The sequence below is a fragment of the Sporomusa rhizae genome, assembly GCF_041428845.1.
GTDB lineage: Bacteria > Bacillota > Negativicutes > Sporomusales > Sporomusaceae > Sporomusa > Sporomusa rhizae.
This window is the reverse complement of the sequence record NZ_CP156925.1, coordinates 3842501-3857639: the sequence shown is the minus strand read 5'-3', so window position 1 is coordinate 3857639 and position 15139 is coordinate 3842501. Positions and strand designations below refer to the sequence as shown.

The following is a 15139-nucleotide window of genomic DNA, read 5'->3' as shown; positions in this document are numbered from 1 at the left end:
GTTATGAGCTCAGGCAGTTTTTATAAAAATCTAACAGAGGAATCCCTAATCTGCGGCAGATGTGGCAACTGTCGCAGTGACTGCCCGGTATACCAGGAAATTGGCTGGGAGTCGGCTGCTCCCCGCGCTAAAATCTCGCTGGCCCGTGAACTATTTGCCAGAAACGGCGATGGTAAGATAAGCGCGGAATATGCCAGGCGGATTACGCAGTGTACAATGTGCGGTGCGTGTACGCGGGCCTGTGCTGCCAGAATTGATCTACAAGCCTTATGGAAGGATTTACGGACAAAATTAGTTGCCGAAGGCAAGGCGCCGGCAGCCTATACTGCCATGGTAGATAATTTAAAGAGCAAGAAAAATATTTCTAACTTCGCTAATGCCACCAGACTCGACTGGGCAGAAGACCTGGAGGAGATGCCAGATTACCTCGACCAGGAACAAGGCGTTGAAATAGTCTATTTTGTTGGATGTGTATCTTCTTTTTTTCCCCGTGCTGCGCAAATACCGGTAGCCATGGTACAACTCTTAGAAAAAGCAGAAGTTAGTTTTACAACATTAGGACCGGAAGAATGGTGTTGCGGTTTTCCGCTGCTGGCGGCCGGACATGCGGCGGAGATTGCTGAGTTTGCCCGGCATAATGTAGACAAGGTACGTAAGCTTGGTGCCAAAACCTTAGTTACCGGCTGCGCCTCCTGTTATCATGTCTGGAGTCACGTGTATCCGGAGATTTTAGGTGAGAATCTTGGTTTCCGGCTGGTTCACGCGACCGAAATGTTGTCAGAATTGATCCTTGAAGGCAAATTGGTTCCCAATGAGCTAAATGAAACTGTTACCTATCATGACCCTTGTGATTTGGGACGTAACAGCGGGGTTTTGGCTGCACCGCGAAATATCATTAACAGTATCCCGGGAATCAACTTTGTTGAAATGGCTACTTGTGGTGAAGAATCCACCTGTTGTGGTGGCGGCGGTAATTTACAGGGGGCCGACCAAGGGCTGGCCGATGCCATTGCCCAAAAACGCATCAAAGAAGCCGCGGCAACCAAGGCGTCGATCGTAGTATCTGCTTGCCAGCAATGCGAACAGATGCTGGAAAAAGCAGCAAGGACAGAAAAACTGCCGCTTAAGGTCAGGGACGTCTCGGAATTATTACTAATGGCGATAGACGGTTAAGCTGTCAACGAGGGAGGAATAGGGAGATGAATGGTAATACACGGAATTTCCCGGATGGGCTGCTGTATGATACACATTACCAGTGGGTTAAAAAAGCAGGAAACAAGGTCTTATTCGGCTTGACTCCTTATGGCCTTGAAATCACCGGTGAAGTTCTATACTTATCATTACCGTCTGTCGGAACAGAAGTTGACGGTGGCGGTACATGCGGATCACTGGAAGCCGGAAAATGGGTGGGGCGTGTATATGCTCCGGTAAGCGGCAGGGTAATTAACGTAAATAATGCCATTGTAGCCAGTCCTGCTCTCATTAGCCATTCTCCGTATGGTTGCTGGTTTGCGGAAGTTGAGATGTCACAACCTGACGAACTTCATAATTTGATGTCCGCAGATCGACTGAGCTCCTGGCTTATAGAGAATAGGAGAGAAAATGCCTAGCGTGGATAACAGTGCTGCTTTCCGGGTCTTGGATTCGGCGCCACGTACTGCCACCGAACATATGACCCTGGATAAGGTAATTATTGAGGCCCACAGCCAGGGGCTTATTCCAAACACACTGCGTTTTCTGCAATTTAAACCATGCGCTCTTGTCGGGCTGCACCAAAATACTTTTCTGGAAGTAAATGTTCCTTATTGCCAGGAAACTGGCATTGATATAAACCGGAGAATTACCGGCGGGGGGAGTTTGTATTGGGGGCGGCTGGAATTAGGCTGGGAAATGTATGCCGGTAAGAACACCCCCGGTATTCCCCGGAAGGTTGAGAGTATGTACCGGTTATTGTGTGAGGCCATGGCTTTAGGGCTAAAGGCTATGGGGCTGGATGCGGCCTATCGGCCGGTCAATGATATTGAAATAAACGGTCGTAAAATTTCCGGCACCGGTGGCACTGAACTGGCAGATTCTTTTGTATTCCAATGTAGCGTGCTGGTGGATTTTGATGTTGATGAAATGCTCAGGGTACTGCGGTTTCCGTTAGAAAAACTGAGTGATAAAGCAGTTAAATCCATGCGCGAACGGGTAACCTCCCTGAAAGAGCAGCTGGGTTATGTTCCAGAAGACAGGGTATTAAAACAGGCAATTTTAACAGGCTTGCAGAAAACCCTGGCTTGTGAATTCTCACCTGGTGAACTTACTGCGCAGGAAACAAAATTGTTTGCCGACTATTTGCCATACTTCGAAAGCCCGGAGTGGATTTATGGCAAAGCCGGGCAGGTGATAAATACAGTTGACTGCACTGCCAGCTACAAGGCGCCGGGCGGGCTCATAAGAATTCAAATGCGTCTGGATGAAGCGGTCAGGGTAATTAAATATTTGATTATTAGTGGTGACTTCTTCGCGTATCCGGCCAGGATCATTAATGATCTTGAAACAGCTTTAAAAAATACGCCTATTGATCGGGACCGGATCACAGGTACTATCAGCAGCTTTTTTCGCAGCAACCGATCTGAGATTCCCGGCGTTGCGCCCGCGCACTTTAGCGAAGCCGTATTACTTGCCATCGACAAGGCAAAAGAAGCTCAAATGTCACAAATGAGTTTCCGGGGAGGTTAACAGTGAAACCAGCAAGTGAACACTTTGATGCTATCGTTGTCGGGGCCGGACCCGCGGGAATCACTGCGGCAAAACACTTAGGCCAGGATGGCTTCAAGGTCTTAGTGATTGACCAAAAGAAGGAAATCGGCAGTAACGTCCAGTGTGCGGAGTTCGTTCCACTTGTTATTTCACGGCATGCTATGCTCCGGGAATGCGACATTGCTCAGCAGGTTCATGGCATTAAAACCTTTATTAACGATGAGTTAGTAAATACGCTGCGCGCGCCAGGGTATGTACTGAACCGGGGGCTTTGGGAACAAAACCTGGCTCAAAAGGCAGAAGCTGCAGGGGTTTCGTTCAGGAACGCAACCCGTGTTGTTGATATTGAGGGTAAGGTAGTATCTGTATTGAAGGGTACGCAGTTAAGCCAGATTAGCGCAGAGTACATTCTTGGCTGTGACGGTCCAAGGTCTATCATTAGCAAAAAGCTTGGTAATGTACCACAGGAGATGTGTGCAGCCTTACAGTATGAAATGCTGTTGGCTAAGCCGTTGGAAGCTGCCGCAATCTACTTTGATGCTGCCTATTATGGGGGATATGCCTGGGCTTTTCCAAAAGGGAAAAGCGCAAATGTTGGGGTGGCAGTCCATGACTCTTACAAAGATCAATTGAAGACTCTGTTGGCGGATTTTTGCCAGAAGCTAATCAAAAGGCAAGTCATTCAGGCTGAAGCCGGTTTAGCCACGACCGGCGGACTAATACCGGCAGGCGGCTTGGTCGCCTGTATGGCCAATGAACATATGCTGGTAGCCGGAGATGCTGCCGGCTGTACTCATCCAATCACCGGAGCCGGGATTATGAATGCTGTCGTTAGTGGTCATTTGGCCGCCATGGCAGTAACTATGCACCTTCGTAGCCAGGGCAGAGATCCGGCTGGTAAGAACTACACACAGGCCTTGCTGGCAGAGTACGGGATTCGGTTTGCCGTTGCGAGTGACCGGTTGGTAACTCGTAATCAAGGCTGGACAAACAACCAAGAGGAGTTTACGGCACTTATCCGGCGCAGTTGGATTGCTTTTCCTGAGTATTATGCACAACAGTAATGGAATATTTAAAAAAAGCTATTTTTGATGGGGGGGACCGGTCATGGGTGATTCTGGCAGACTGGAAAGCCCGGATTTTGTACAGACCAGCTTGGCTGGTGCAATGGCGTTAGGTCTGGAACCTGGCAGCTTTTACCGCAACGCATATCCGGGAAGCTTAAATTTATTAATGACCTATCAGGATGGGTGCCGTGCTAACTGCAGTTATTGTGGACTGGCCAGGGAGCGGTGTTCCGCACCTGCGGAAAATACCTTTATCCGGGTAAAATGGCCGGTATATAAGCTGGCGGCTATAATCGATATTCTGCGGCGACCGCCGCAGGCTGCGGCCAGTAAAGTACAAAAACTTGGCCGGATTTGCATATCTATGATTACTCATCCCCGGGCGGCAGATGACTGCATTAATATTGTCAGACAGTTGGGCAAGGAAACACAGTTGCCAATCAGTGTATTGGCGTCGCCTACCGTGCTGGCGGACGCGGTTTCTTTTTTTAAGGATATTAAAGTGGCCGGCGCAGACCGGGTAGGGATAGCGGTAGACGCTGCGACACCAGAGTTGTTTTCCGCTATGCGGGGAGTGGCGGTAGGCGGACCACACCGGTGGGCGCGGTACTGGGAGTCTATAGAGCAAGCAGTTACCGTGTTTGGCTGTGAACAGGTAAGTGTACACCTGATTGTAGGGCTTGGTGAAACAGAACAAGCCATGGTACAGGCAATAGCCAGGGCCAATCAATACGGTGCTCAGGCTCATTTATTTTCATTTTGCCCGGAACCCGGCAGTAAGTTAGGCAGCCAAGAACCACCTTCCTATGGTCAATACCGGCGTATTCAATTGGCGGCTTACTTTTTAAATAAGAAGCAAATTACTATTGACGACTTCGAATTCAATTCGCAGGGGAAAATAGTGGGTTACGGCAGAAGCTTGGATGCGATATTAGGGGACAATCTGGCGGCAGGCGAGCCATTTATGACTTCAGGCTGTCCGAACCGGGAAGGCTGTGTGGCCTGTAACCGTCCCTATGGCAATGAGCGGCCTGGTCCTATTCTGCGCAACTATCCTTTCCGTCCGGAAGCAGGCGATATACTTACCATTAAAGGGCAGGTATGGGATGAATAAGATTGCATTTTTTGTGCCCGGAGCACGGCACTATGACAATGGCTTATATCAAAATAGTGCAAATTCGTTTGTTAACATAAGTATAACTGCCTCCGAATGTCAATGTTGCTGCGAACACTGCAAAGGACAATTGTTAAAAAGTATGCTGGCAGCTACAGAACCTGAACTGCTGGTGGATTTGGCAACCGACTTACACGGGCGAGGGTGCCGGGGTATACTTATCAGCGGCGGTGCCTGCCAGGATGGCAGTGTACCGCTGGACCGTTTTGCCGGCGCGCTGAAACATATTGCCGCTATGGGATTGTCAGTAGTAGTTCACCCCGGTTTGCTGGCAGCGGACACGGCAAATTTACTCGCTGAATCAAATGTAACAAGGGTAGCGCTCGATCTAATCGGAGACAGTGCTACCATTCGCGAGGTATATCATCTAAAGCGTACGCCCGCAGACTATCAAAACAGCCTGCGGGCAGCGCGGCTAGCTAGTCTAAAGGTTTGCCCGCATATTGTTATTGGGCTCCATTATGGAAAAATTCGCGGAGAATATGAGGCCTTGAAAATGGTGGCGGCTGAAGGGGCGGAAAGTTTGGTTCTGGTAATGCTGAATCCTTTACAGAATACGCCTATGGGTGGCGTAACTCCGCCGCCACTGGAGTCGGTGGCCGAAATCTTCAAGACTGCCAAACAATTATTGCCCAATATCCCGGTTGCCCTGGGGTGTGCCCGCCCACCGGGAAACTATTCGCATGCGATCGAAAGGCTGGCCGTAGAAGCCGGATTCAATGCCATTGCCTATCCAGCCCGCGAAACTGTCGATTATGTTCTTTCGCTTGGTTACCATATTACTTATCAGGAAACGTGTTGCGGCATGTTCGCATAACAAAAAGATCCCGGCTGCGTAGTGCAAGCCGGGATCATCTTTAGGAGGGGAAGTCAGGATGAAGCCAGTCTGGCGGGTTATAGATACAGGCTGCTTAGCGTGTTCACAAAACTTGGCTTGGGATAAAGCTTTGCTGTTTGCTTGCAAGGAGGGATTAATCCCCAATACCCTGCGCTTTTTTCAGTTTGCCTCAGACTGTGTTTTGCTGGGACACTACCAGATCGCCGGACAGGAAATTCGACTGGATTTTTGTCAAAAGCAGTCTATTGACATTAATCGCCGGTTGACAGGTGAAAGTACTGTTTATTGGGACAGCTCCATGCTAGGCTGGGAAGTTGTATTGCATAGACCAGAGTATGCTGCAAAACAGGTAGAAACATTGTACAGACAAATTGGTGCTGCCATAATCCGGGGGTTACGAGCGCTTGGCGTAAATGCTCAATACCGGTACCCTGCTGTCATAGAACTGGAGGGCCGTCAAATTGGTTGGTTTAGTGGTACACGGCAGGGAAATGCATTTTTCTATCAGGGCTATATCTATGTTAGTGATATTAATGTCAATACCCTGCTGCGTGCGTTACGTATTCCTACCGAAAAGCTAATAAACAAAGAAATCAATTTATTTAGAAAGAGTCTTGCCAGTCTTGATTCGGTTCTCGGCGAAACTCCCTCACTTACTACCACAAGTCTGCGATAACAGACGGGTTTTGCCAGGCTTTCACCGTTTCCGCTATTCAGGGAAAAATGAACGCAGTAGAAGCTTCCTATTATGACACGTTATACCGGGAGGTTTCTTCGCGGCAATGGGTGTTTGGTAAACAGGAAGCCATCCGTCCATCCGGCTGTCAACTACGGAGTACCTCGAAGGAACAGTCAGTAATACACGTTTCTATGTCAATAGATATTTGCCAACAACGTATTTGTGCTATATCAATAGCCGGTGATTTCGACGCTTATCCCTTAGAGATAATTCCTAAGCTGGAAACCGATTTATCAGGTATTGCAGCTGAGCCGGAGCTCATAAGAAATGCAGTGAATGATTGCTTTACAGCATATCAAGCTTGTGTTATGACATCGACAGCAGACGATTTCAGCAAAGCAATAATAGGAGCTTTTGAAAAACTACATCTTTTAAATTGGGGTGCCTTTCCTGAGGATCTAAATGACATTACTGTAATTGGTAAGTGGGTAATAAAAAATATTTATGAACAAGCGGTAACACCGCTGCTAATTCCGTATTGTGCAAAGGATATAGGCTGCAAATACCGTTATATAGAAGGGTGTGGTCGCTGCGGCCGCTGCGATGTTAGCGATGCTTACATGATGGCAGACGAATACGGCTTGGAACCAATCACAATTCAAAATTATGAGATGCTTGAGGAAAAGTTGAAAGCACTTAAAAAGAATGGGTGCAAGGTTTTTATTGGAACTTGCTGTGAATCCTTTTGGGTAAAACATACCAAGGATTTTGAAGAGATTGGATTACCTGGTATCCTTATTAATGTTGATAACAGTACTTGTTATGAACTCGGAACAGAGCAAGCTGCTCATCGGGGGCGCTTTGAAAATCAGACTAAGTTAAAGAAAAAGCTTATTAGGCAGATAATAAATGGCCTTTTAAACAACAAAGACTCGTCAATAGGGCTGACAAGCTAAAAATTACTGTTACGACTCCCAGCTATAAAGCTGGGTCTTTTTTTGCCAGAGGCCTACTTTGCTAATAGCAAAGTAACCTCATTTCCATAGATGCCGCTTGTTCTGTGTAGCAGAACTGTCCGATAAGGCTACATTATCGGATAATTATGAGACATTGGTAAAACAACGTTTGTTTTCAATTTGTTAATTGACGAAAATATTGGTGGGTTTTCCTTGTTTTAACGATGAAAAATTATGGAAAATATTGGCACATTAATTGCAAATAGAATAGTTAGGACATACACCCACTATCATGGAATCATTTTGAAAATTGTTAATTCTTTAAACCGACGGGGTATGTCGTTTAATAAAGAGGAAGCGGGAGGGGGAAAAATATGAATTCCTCGTAATGGCATCACGGTTTCTTTTTATTAACGGATCCATAATAGAGGAGGGATTTAGGTGAAAGCAGCGGTATGGTATGGTAAAAAAGATGTGCGGGTTATGGATGTTCCTGAGCCGCCAAGTCCGAAAGCAGGCTGGGTAAAGGTAAAAGTGCACTGGTGTGGGATTTGCGGTTCAGATCTTCATGAATATCTTGCCGGTCCTATTTTTATTCCGGTTGATAAACCCCATGCTTTAACTGGCAATACAGCTCCAGTAATTCTTGGACACGAGTTTTCCGGTGAAGTAGTCGAAGTTGGCCCTGGTGTAACCGACGTGAAAGTGGGCGATAGAGTGGCTCCCGACGCCTGTCAGGTATGCTGGGAATGTCCGCGCTGTAAGGAGAAGCGATATAGCCTATGCGAAAAGCTTGCTTTCACCGGTCTAATGACTGACGGGGCTTTTGCTGAGTATGTAAATGTACCGGCTTATACAATATATAAAATTCCTGACCAGATGTCTTATGAAGTTGCCGCACTCATTGAGCCCTTGGCTGTGGGTATGCATGCCGTCCGGCGTGCTCCTTTGGTTCAGGGTGATACTGCCGTAATCATGGGGGCAGGGACAATCGGCCTGGCTACTTTGATGTGTGCCAAGGCTGCCGGGGCTAGCAAAGTTTACATCATAGAAGTGGCTAAGGCAAGAAAAGAATATGCATTAAAAGCAGGTGCTACGGCAGTCCTGGATCCGACCGAGGTTGATGTGGTAAACAAAGTGAAAGAACTAACCCATGGAGGCGCCGATGTAGTATTTGAGTGTGTGGGTAGCGACAAAACAGCACCTGTTGCTATCGAACTAGCCCGCTCGGCAGGCAAGGTGGTTATCGTTGGTATTTTTGAAAAAGCCGCTTCCTTGAACTTCAATGCTTTATCCTTCACGGAAAAAAATGTGATGGGTTCCTTAGCTTATTACGGTGAGTTTGCTCCAGCCATACAACTGGTGTCTGATGGCAGAATTGATGTAGCGCCATTGATTACAGGCAAAATCAGTATTAATGCTATTGTGGAAAAAGGTTTTGAGGAACTGGTAAACCGCAAAGAAGAAAATATCAAGATTTTAGTAAAACCATTCTAAGAAAATGGCCATAAGATGCAGTTGGAGAACAACTCACATCTTATGGCCATTTTCGTCCTGACTGAAAGGATAACTTTCTTTGGCTAGAACGACTAAGTTCAATTGGATATATTATATTGGCGCATTTTTCGATACAGTGTGCTCCGGGCAATTCCCATCTGTTTGGCGGCATGACTTATGTTGCCACTTGCTTTCAGTAAAAAATCAAGTATCTGCTGGCGTTCCTTTTCATTCAGATTTTGCTTAATGATTTCTCTTGCGCGAAGAGATTCATTCCTACTTGGGCCAAGCGGAAAAATAGTCAAATCTATATGATTTATAATATGTTCAGGTAAATGTTCAACTTTGATTGTATCCTCGTTGGCAACGCTAATAATTCTTTCCACAATATTCTGTAATTCCCGAACATTACCCGGCCACCGATACTGCTTCAGTAATGTAATTACTTCGGGGTCTACTTTTCTCATGCTTTTTCCCCACTCGCGCCCCATGGTATTGAGCATGTAATTGAATATTAACGGGATATCTTCCTGGCGCTCCCGTAAGGGAGGGATTTTTAGGGAGATAACATTTAATCGATAATATAAGTCTTGACGGAAATTACCTTTATCAACTTCGAGGGCCAGGTTTTTGTTGGTGGCGCAAATAATTCTTAAGTCGACGGGAATAACTTTGTTATCCCCCATACGGGTAATTTTGCGTTCCTGTATTACTCTAAGTAAAGCCACCTGAAGTTCGAGCGGAGTATCTCCAATTTCGTCGAGAAAAATCGTGCCGCCGGAAGCGAATTCGAACTTGCCAGGCCTGCCCCCTCGTTTGGCTCCGGTAAAGGCGCCTTCCGTATAGCCGAATAACTCACTGATCATGAGCTCTCTGGGGATGGCTCCGCAATTGACCGCTACAAAAGGTCCTTTGCGTCTGGAACTCTGATTGTGGATTGCCTGGGCAAAAACCTCTTTTCCCGTACCGCTTTCTCCCTCGATGAGAACATTGGACATTCCGGCGGCTGCTTGGGAGGCTAACTGAATGCTTTTGAGAATTGGGGGAGACTGACCGATAATATTGCCAAACCGGAAAGTAGCCTGAGCACCGCTTAAACGGTTAATAAGATTATGTACTATTTTTATCGGGCGAAGGATAATAACACCACCTGATATTATTCCTTCGTCATCCAATATGGGTCTACCGGAAGAAAGACAGTGGAGACGGCCTAGTTTAGCGTCAATAAAAATTTCAAAGTCGTTATAGGCTGCTTGTTCTTTATAAACGTTCTCTATGAAAGGCGTTTCGCTTCCCATTAAATCTTTAATAGATTTATTTAGAAGATGGGAACCCGGCCTGTCAAAGATTTCTTCAGTAATCCCATTGACTTGTTTTATGATGCCTTTATCATCAATTATTAAGACTCCATCAGACATAGTGTTGAAGATATTCTCAAGACGATTATACGAAAGAGCAATTTCACGGTTATTCTCTTTCAGTTTTAATGCTTGATAGGCATTCTTAGATAAAGTGTTAGCTACAGAAAAAAGGACTTTGGCAGCCGCCTGGATCTTTTCTTTTGCGACAACTGGAATTTCCTTTATAGACGCGGTATATTTGTCTGAATTGACACCGAGTTCCTTGGCATTTTTACGGCAATGCTCTTCAGAAAGCTGTTCAGTTAGAACTTGACCGCCGAAAATCGTACCAAGAACTTTCCCGTTAAGTATAATGGGCGCTGCGAAATCAATTAAGCCTGCATGGCATTGGTATACCGCAGGCTTTCCTGTTCGCATAGCTTCTGCTGCTCCCCGCATGTCATCAACCAGGCAGCGTTTTAACCCGACCTCACTAGTTCGGATGATGTCTTTGCAAAAGGTGGAAAAGCAACTAGGGCAAGTGATAGCTTGTCCTTGATTATCCTCTATTAAACTAGCCACACCTACACTTAAGGCGAAGTTATCCTGGAATTCTTGTAAAAAAGACGAATCAATCAGGTCTTGCAGTTTTACGGTGCTCATTTTCGTCATCATTGGCCTCCCCTAATAATTCAAAGTTACGACCAAAGGTTTGGGTGGACATAGGTTAAGTTGCGACACTATTATTGTATAGCAGAATTATAAATTTGTCCTGCGGAAAAGAGCGAAAATTACAACTTTTATCCAAATGAGTATAAGTGAGCAAATATATATAGTAAAGGGACTGCACCATGCCTTGAACTACGCTCTGTCAAGTATACAGTTAGAAAACGCTTTGGTGTGAACTTGTACAACAGACAAGCCCATTATAGTGGGGGATATTCCCCCGGATACAATCCAGCCGCAACGAAATAAGTGTCTCTGAAAGCGAATAATTTTTATTGCATTGTATGGATAAAAATGGTATCGTAAGCTTAGGTTTAAGCCTAATACATACAGGAAGGAGTTTTTAATGAATGAAAGGAAATCCAAAATTAATTGAAACCTTAAATTCACTTCTTGCTGACGAGCTTAGTGCCATTAATCAGTACATTGTTCATTCTGAGATGTGCGCCAACTGGGGTTATGACAAACTGCATAACCAATTTGAACAGAGGGCTATCTCTGAAATGAAACATGCCGAAAAGTTAATCGCCCGGATACTATTCTTAGAGGGTACTCCTATTGTTTCTAACCTCAAGGCTATACACATCGGTAGTGACATCCCTAAACAACTGGAATACGATCATGCGGCAGAACAAGGGGCTATTGAAGCTTATAACGAAGCCATAAAATTGGCAGGCGAAGTTTGTGATTTTGCTACACGAGAGATTCTCGAGAGTATTCTTAGTGATGAGGATAAACATATTGACGGTATTGAAGAGTTGCAAGACCAAATCTCTCACATGACGCTTCCTATATTCTTGACAACGCAAGTGCAGTAAGATCATTTCATAATGAGCGACGTCTTTTCTACGGAGAGACGTCGCTTTTTTACCTTGAACAAATAGTATTATATTTGTTTGGCTAGTGTAAGCAGGTTGATTTATGTGTTGACAAAGAAATACGGATTTGATACATTAATAGTCCTGCAAAGGCAAAATGAGAAAAAGATGATGATTGCCTAAAATTACATTTGACATTATTGAAAGCTCATGATATTCTATAAAAGTCGCTAAGCGCGGCGGTAATAAATGGAATGCATAATAATGTTGACATAAGCAAATGAAAATGTTATTATGATATTCTGTCGCTAAGCAAACGGCGAAAAAAACAACGTTCCCTGAAAACTGAACAATGTAAGTAATGCATCATAAAAAGCCAGATGTGCGGTGCTCATTGAGCACACAAAAACAATTTCTTTTTTGAATTTTATGAGCCATCAAGGCTCCATAAATATATTTTTTATGGAGAGTTTGATCCTGGCTCAGGACGAACGCTGGCGGCGTGCCTAACACATGCAAGTCGAACGGAGTATTCATTTATGGATACTTAGTGGCGAACGGGTGAGTAACGCGTAGATAACCTGCCTCTAAAATGGGGACAACACCGCGAAAGTGGTGCTAATACCGAATGTGGTATCTTTATCGCATGATAAAGATAAGAAAGATGGCCTCTATATATAAGCTATCGTTTAGAGATGGGTCTGCGTCTGATTAGCTAGTTGGTGAGGTAAAGGCTCACCAAGGCGACGATCAGTAGCCGGTCTGAGAGGATGAACGGCCACACTGGGACTGAGACACGGCCCAGACTCCTACGGGAGGCAGCAGTGGGGAATCTTCCGCAATGGACGAAAGTCTGACGGAGCAACGCCGCGTGAGTGAAGAAGGTTTTCGGATCGTAAAACTCTGTCGTTTGGGACGAACGTGCTTTGGGTAAATAATCTAAAGTAATGACGGTACCAAAGGAGGAAGCCACGGCTAACTACGTGCCAGCAGCCGCGGTAATACGTAGGTGGCAAGCGTTGTCCGGAATTATTGGGCGTAAAGGGCGTGTAGGTGGATTCTTAAGTCGTGTGTCTAAGTGCGGGGCTCAACCCCGTATAGGCGCAGGAAACTGGGGATCTTGAGTGCAGGAGAGGAAAGTGGAATTCCCAGTGTAGCGGTGAAATGCGTAGATATTGGGAGGAACACCAGTGGCGAAGGCGACTTTCTGGACTGTGTCTGACACTGAGGCGCGAAAGCTAGGGGAGCGAACGGGATTAGATACCCCGGTAGTCCTAGCCGTAAACGATGGGTACTAGGTGTAGGAGGTATCGACCCCTCCTGTGCCGGAGTTAACGCAATAAGTACCCCGCCTGGGGAGTACGGCCGCAAGGTTGAAACTCAAAGGAATTGACGGGGGCCCGCACAAGCGGTGGAGTATGTGGTTTAATTCGACGCAACGCGAAGAACCTTACCAGGGCTTGACATTGAGTGAAAAACTTAGAGATAAGTTCCTCCCTTCGGGGACACGAAAACAGGTGGTGCATGGCTGTCGTCAGCTCGTGTCGTGAGATGTTGGGTTAAGTCCCGCAACGAGCGCAACCCTTATCCTTTGTTGCCAGCACGTAATGGTGGGAACTCAAAGGAGACTGCCGCAGACAATGCGGAGGAAGGCGGGGATGACGTCAAGTCATCATGCCCCTTATGTCCTGGGCTACACACGTACTACAATGGGCTTAAACAAAGCGAAGCAAGCCTGCGAAGGTAAGCCAAACGCATAAACAAGCTCTCAGTTCGGATCGGAGGCTGCAACTCGCCTCCGTGAAGTCGGAATCGCTAGTAATCGCAGGTCAGCATACTGCGGTGAATACGTTCCCGGGCCTTGTACACACCGCCCGTCACACCACGAAAGTTGGAAACACCCGAAGCCGGTGGGGTAACCGAAAGGAGCCAGCCGTCTAAGGTGGGGCCGATGATTGGGGTGAAGTCGTAACAAGGTAGCCGTATCGGAAGGTGCGGCTGGATCACCTCCTTTCTAGGGAGAACCGTTCAAGCTAGCGCTTGAACTACTTCCAGGTCGGTACATTTGGCAAGCATTACGATATTAGACGCACCTTATGCGGTGGCTGTAGTATCTCTTACATTGTTTGGTTTTGAGGGAATGCAAATTCCTTCAAACAAAAATCTAGTGACGATAGCTGCATGGAACCACCCGTTCCCATACCGAACACGGAAGTTAAGCATGCAAACGCCGAAGGTACTTGGCTGGAAACGGCCTGGGAGATTAGGAAGTTGCTGGTTTAGGAACGAAAATTACCAGAAGATACTTGTTGAAACATACAAGTAAATCTGATAACATAGATGTTCCGATGTTCCTTGAAAACTGCACAGAAGAAAGCAAAAGTAAAGTAATGCCTCATATATAAATATGAGAAGTTCTTTACGCGCAATTAGGATATACTGAAGGCAAAACGTAAGCTATGTAACGGCTTAGGCTGTTTAGTGTGCGTTAGCTGCTAGGCGGACCGGAGAAGTGAGTCGCGCGCGTACTGGTAAGTACGTAAGCAAACACTTCGAGGACCAACGACGCAGATGACGTGCAATAAACTGCCGTAATTAAGTCAAGTTAGTAAGGGCATACGGTGGATGCCTAGGCGCCAAGAGCCGAAGAAGGACGCGGTAAGCTGCGAAAAGTCATGGGGAGTCGCAAGCAGACATTGATCCATGAATTTCCGAATGGGGGAACCCGGCGGTGGTAATGCACCGTCACCTAACGTAAGTTAGGAGGGCACCCGGGGAACTGAAACATCTAAGTACCCGGAGGAAAAGTAATCAAACGAGATTCCCTAAGTAGCGGCGAGCGAACGGGGAAGAGCCCAAACCAAAGAGCTTTGCTCTTTGGGGTTGAGGACTGACAGAAGTTAGGTCAGGTCTAGTCGAACTACCTGGAAAGGTAGGCCACAGAAGGTAAAAGCCCTGTAAGCGAAAGACAGAGCCTAATGGTCAGAATCCAGAGTACCACGGGACACGAGGAACCCTGTGGGAAGCAGGGGGGACCACCCTCCAAGGCAAAATACTCCTTGGCGACCGATAGCGCATAGTACCGTGAGGGAAAGGTGAAAAGCACCCCGGGAGGGGAGTGAAAGAGAACCTGAAACCGTATGTCTACAAGCAGTCGAAGACCTTTATATGGTCGACGGCGTGCCTATTGAAGAATGAACCGGCGAGTTACAGTAACTAGCGAGGTTAAGTGGAAAACACGGAGCCGAAGCGAAAGCGAGTCTAAAAAGGGCGAGAGTTAGTTATTGTAGACCCGAAAC

At 46.4% G+C, this 15139-nt stretch carries 11 protein-coding genes and 3 rRNA genes (1 of these 14 only partly in view); 13 read left to right on the top strand and 1 reads right to left on the bottom strand.

Annotated features, from left to right (window positions below; all coding sequences use genetic code 11):
• Positions 1–3 precede the first annotated feature (3 nt).
• The 9 genes from SRRS_RS18280 (at position 4) to SRRS_RS18240 (ending at position 8956) form a co-directional block, all read left to right on the top strand.
• Positions 4–1173, top strand: a complete 1170-nt coding sequence (locus tag SRRS_RS18280) for a (Fe-S)-binding protein (RefSeq protein ID WP_371362521.1) — start codon at positions 4–6, stop codon at positions 1171–1173.
• Between the two features lie 26 nt (positions 1174–1199).
• A complete protein-coding gene (locus tag SRRS_RS18275; RefSeq protein ID WP_371362520.1) occupies positions 1200–1610 on the top strand; it encodes a glycine cleavage system protein H in 411 nt (136 codons plus the stop codon).
• Positions 1603–2724, top strand: a complete 1122-nt coding sequence (locus SRRS_RS18270) for a hypothetical protein (RefSeq protein WP_371362519.1) — start codon at positions 1603–1605, stop codon at positions 2722–2724. Before SRRS_RS18275 ends, SRRS_RS18270 begins: the two co-directional genes overlap by 8 nt.
• A gap of 2 nt (positions 2725–2726) precedes the next feature.
• Entirely contained in the window at positions 2727–3809 is a 1083-nt protein-coding gene (locus SRRS_RS18265; protein WP_371362517.1) for a geranylgeranyl reductase family protein, read from the top strand.
• 43 nt (positions 3810–3852) lie between these two features.
• Complete coding sequence (locus SRRS_RS18260; RefSeq protein ID WP_371362515.1) at positions 3853–4926, top strand: radical SAM protein; 1074 nt, start codon at positions 3853–3855, stop codon at positions 4924–4926.
• Positions 4919–5803, top strand: a complete 885-nt coding sequence (locus SRRS_RS18255; RefSeq protein WP_371362514.1) for a radical SAM protein — start codon at positions 4919–4921, stop codon at positions 5801–5803. The genes SRRS_RS18260 and SRRS_RS18255 overlap by 8 nt, the downstream gene beginning before the upstream one ends.
• Positions 5804–5861: 58 nt before the next feature.
• The gene (locus tag SRRS_RS18250) at positions 5862–6500 is read left to right on the top strand and encodes a biotin/lipoate A/B protein ligase family protein (RefSeq protein ID WP_371362512.1); all 639 of its coding nucleotides are present in this window, start codon (positions 5862–5864) and stop codon (positions 6498–6500) included.
• A 47-nt stretch (positions 6501–6547) separates the two neighbouring features.
• Positions 6548–7459: a DUF116 domain-containing protein gene (locus SRRS_RS18245; RefSeq protein ID WP_371362510.1), complete on the top strand. Its 912-nt coding sequence runs from the start codon at positions 6548–6550 to the stop codon at positions 7457–7459.
• Between the two features lie 441 nt (positions 7460–7900).
• Positions 7901–8956 (top strand): 2,3-butanediol dehydrogenase, encoded by a 1056-nt coding sequence (locus tag SRRS_RS18240; RefSeq protein WP_371362508.1) that lies wholly within the window; start codon positions 7901–7903, stop codon positions 8954–8956.
• 98 nt (positions 8957–9054) lie between these two features.
• Here SRRS_RS18240 and SRRS_RS18235 read toward each other — a convergent pair whose 3' ends face one another.
• A complete protein-coding gene (locus SRRS_RS18235; RefSeq protein WP_371362507.1) occupies positions 9055–10971 on the bottom strand; it encodes a sigma 54-interacting transcriptional regulator in 1917 nt (638 codons plus the stop codon).
• A 401-nt stretch (positions 10972–11372) separates the two neighbouring features.
• Here SRRS_RS18235 and bfr point away from each other — a divergent pair, with 401 nt between their 5' ends.
• From bfr to SRRS_RS18215, 4 genes are all read left to right on the top strand, one after another.
• Positions 11373–11840 (top strand): bacterioferritin, encoded by a 468-nt coding sequence (bfr, locus tag SRRS_RS18230; RefSeq protein ID WP_371362505.1) that lies wholly within the window; start codon positions 11373–11375, stop codon positions 11838–11840.
• Positions 11841–12299: 459 nt separating this feature from the next.
• Positions 12300–13854: ribosomal RNA gene (locus tag SRRS_RS18225) — 16S ribosomal RNA — on the top strand.
• 149 nt (positions 13855–14003) lie between these two features.
• Positions 14004–14120, top strand: a 5S ribosomal RNA gene (gene rrf / locus SRRS_RS18220).
• A gap of 318 nt (positions 14121–14438) precedes the next feature.
• A 23S ribosomal RNA gene (locus SRRS_RS18215) occupies positions 14439–15139 on the top strand; it runs 2214 nt beyond the window's last position.
• Together the 16S, 23S and 5S rRNA genes form the textbook arrangement of a ribosomal RNA operon.

What these genes read in the sequence shown, in the direction of transcription:
- SRRS_RS18280 (WP_371362521.1), top strand. Translation starts at nt 4, where the DNA reads ATGAGCTCAGGCAGTTTTTATAAAAATCTAACAGAGGAATCCCTAATC.
- SRRS_RS18275 (WP_371362520.1), top strand. Translation starts at nt 1,200, where the DNA reads ATGAATGGTAATACACGGAATTTCCCGGATGGGCTGCTGTATGATACA.
- SRRS_RS18270 (WP_371362519.1), top strand. Translation starts at nt 1,603, where the DNA reads ATGCCTAGCGTGGATAACAGTGCTGCTTTCCGGGTCTTGGATTCGGCG.
- SRRS_RS18260 (WP_371362515.1), top strand. Translation starts at nt 3,853, where the DNA reads ATGGGTGATTCTGGCAGACTGGAAAGCCCGGATTTTGTACAGACCAGC.
- SRRS_RS18255 (WP_371362514.1), top strand. Translation starts at nt 4,919, where the DNA reads ATGAATAAGATTGCATTTTTTGTGCCCGGAGCACGGCACTATGACAAT.
- SRRS_RS18250 (WP_371362512.1), top strand. Translation starts at nt 5,862, where the DNA reads ATGAAGCCAGTCTGGCGGGTTATAGATACAGGCTGCTTAGCGTGTTCA.
- SRRS_RS18245 (WP_371362510.1), top strand. Translation starts at nt 6,548, where the DNA reads ATGAACGCAGTAGAAGCTTCCTATTATGACACGTTATACCGGGAGGTT.
- SRRS_RS18235 (WP_371362507.1), bottom strand. Translation starts at nt 10,971, where the DNA reads ATGATGACGAAAATGAGCACCGTAAAACTGCAAGACCTGATTGATTCG.
- bfr (WP_371362505.1), top strand. Translation starts at nt 11,373, where the DNA reads ATGAAAGGAAATCCAAAATTAATTGAAACCTTAAATTCACTTCTTGCT.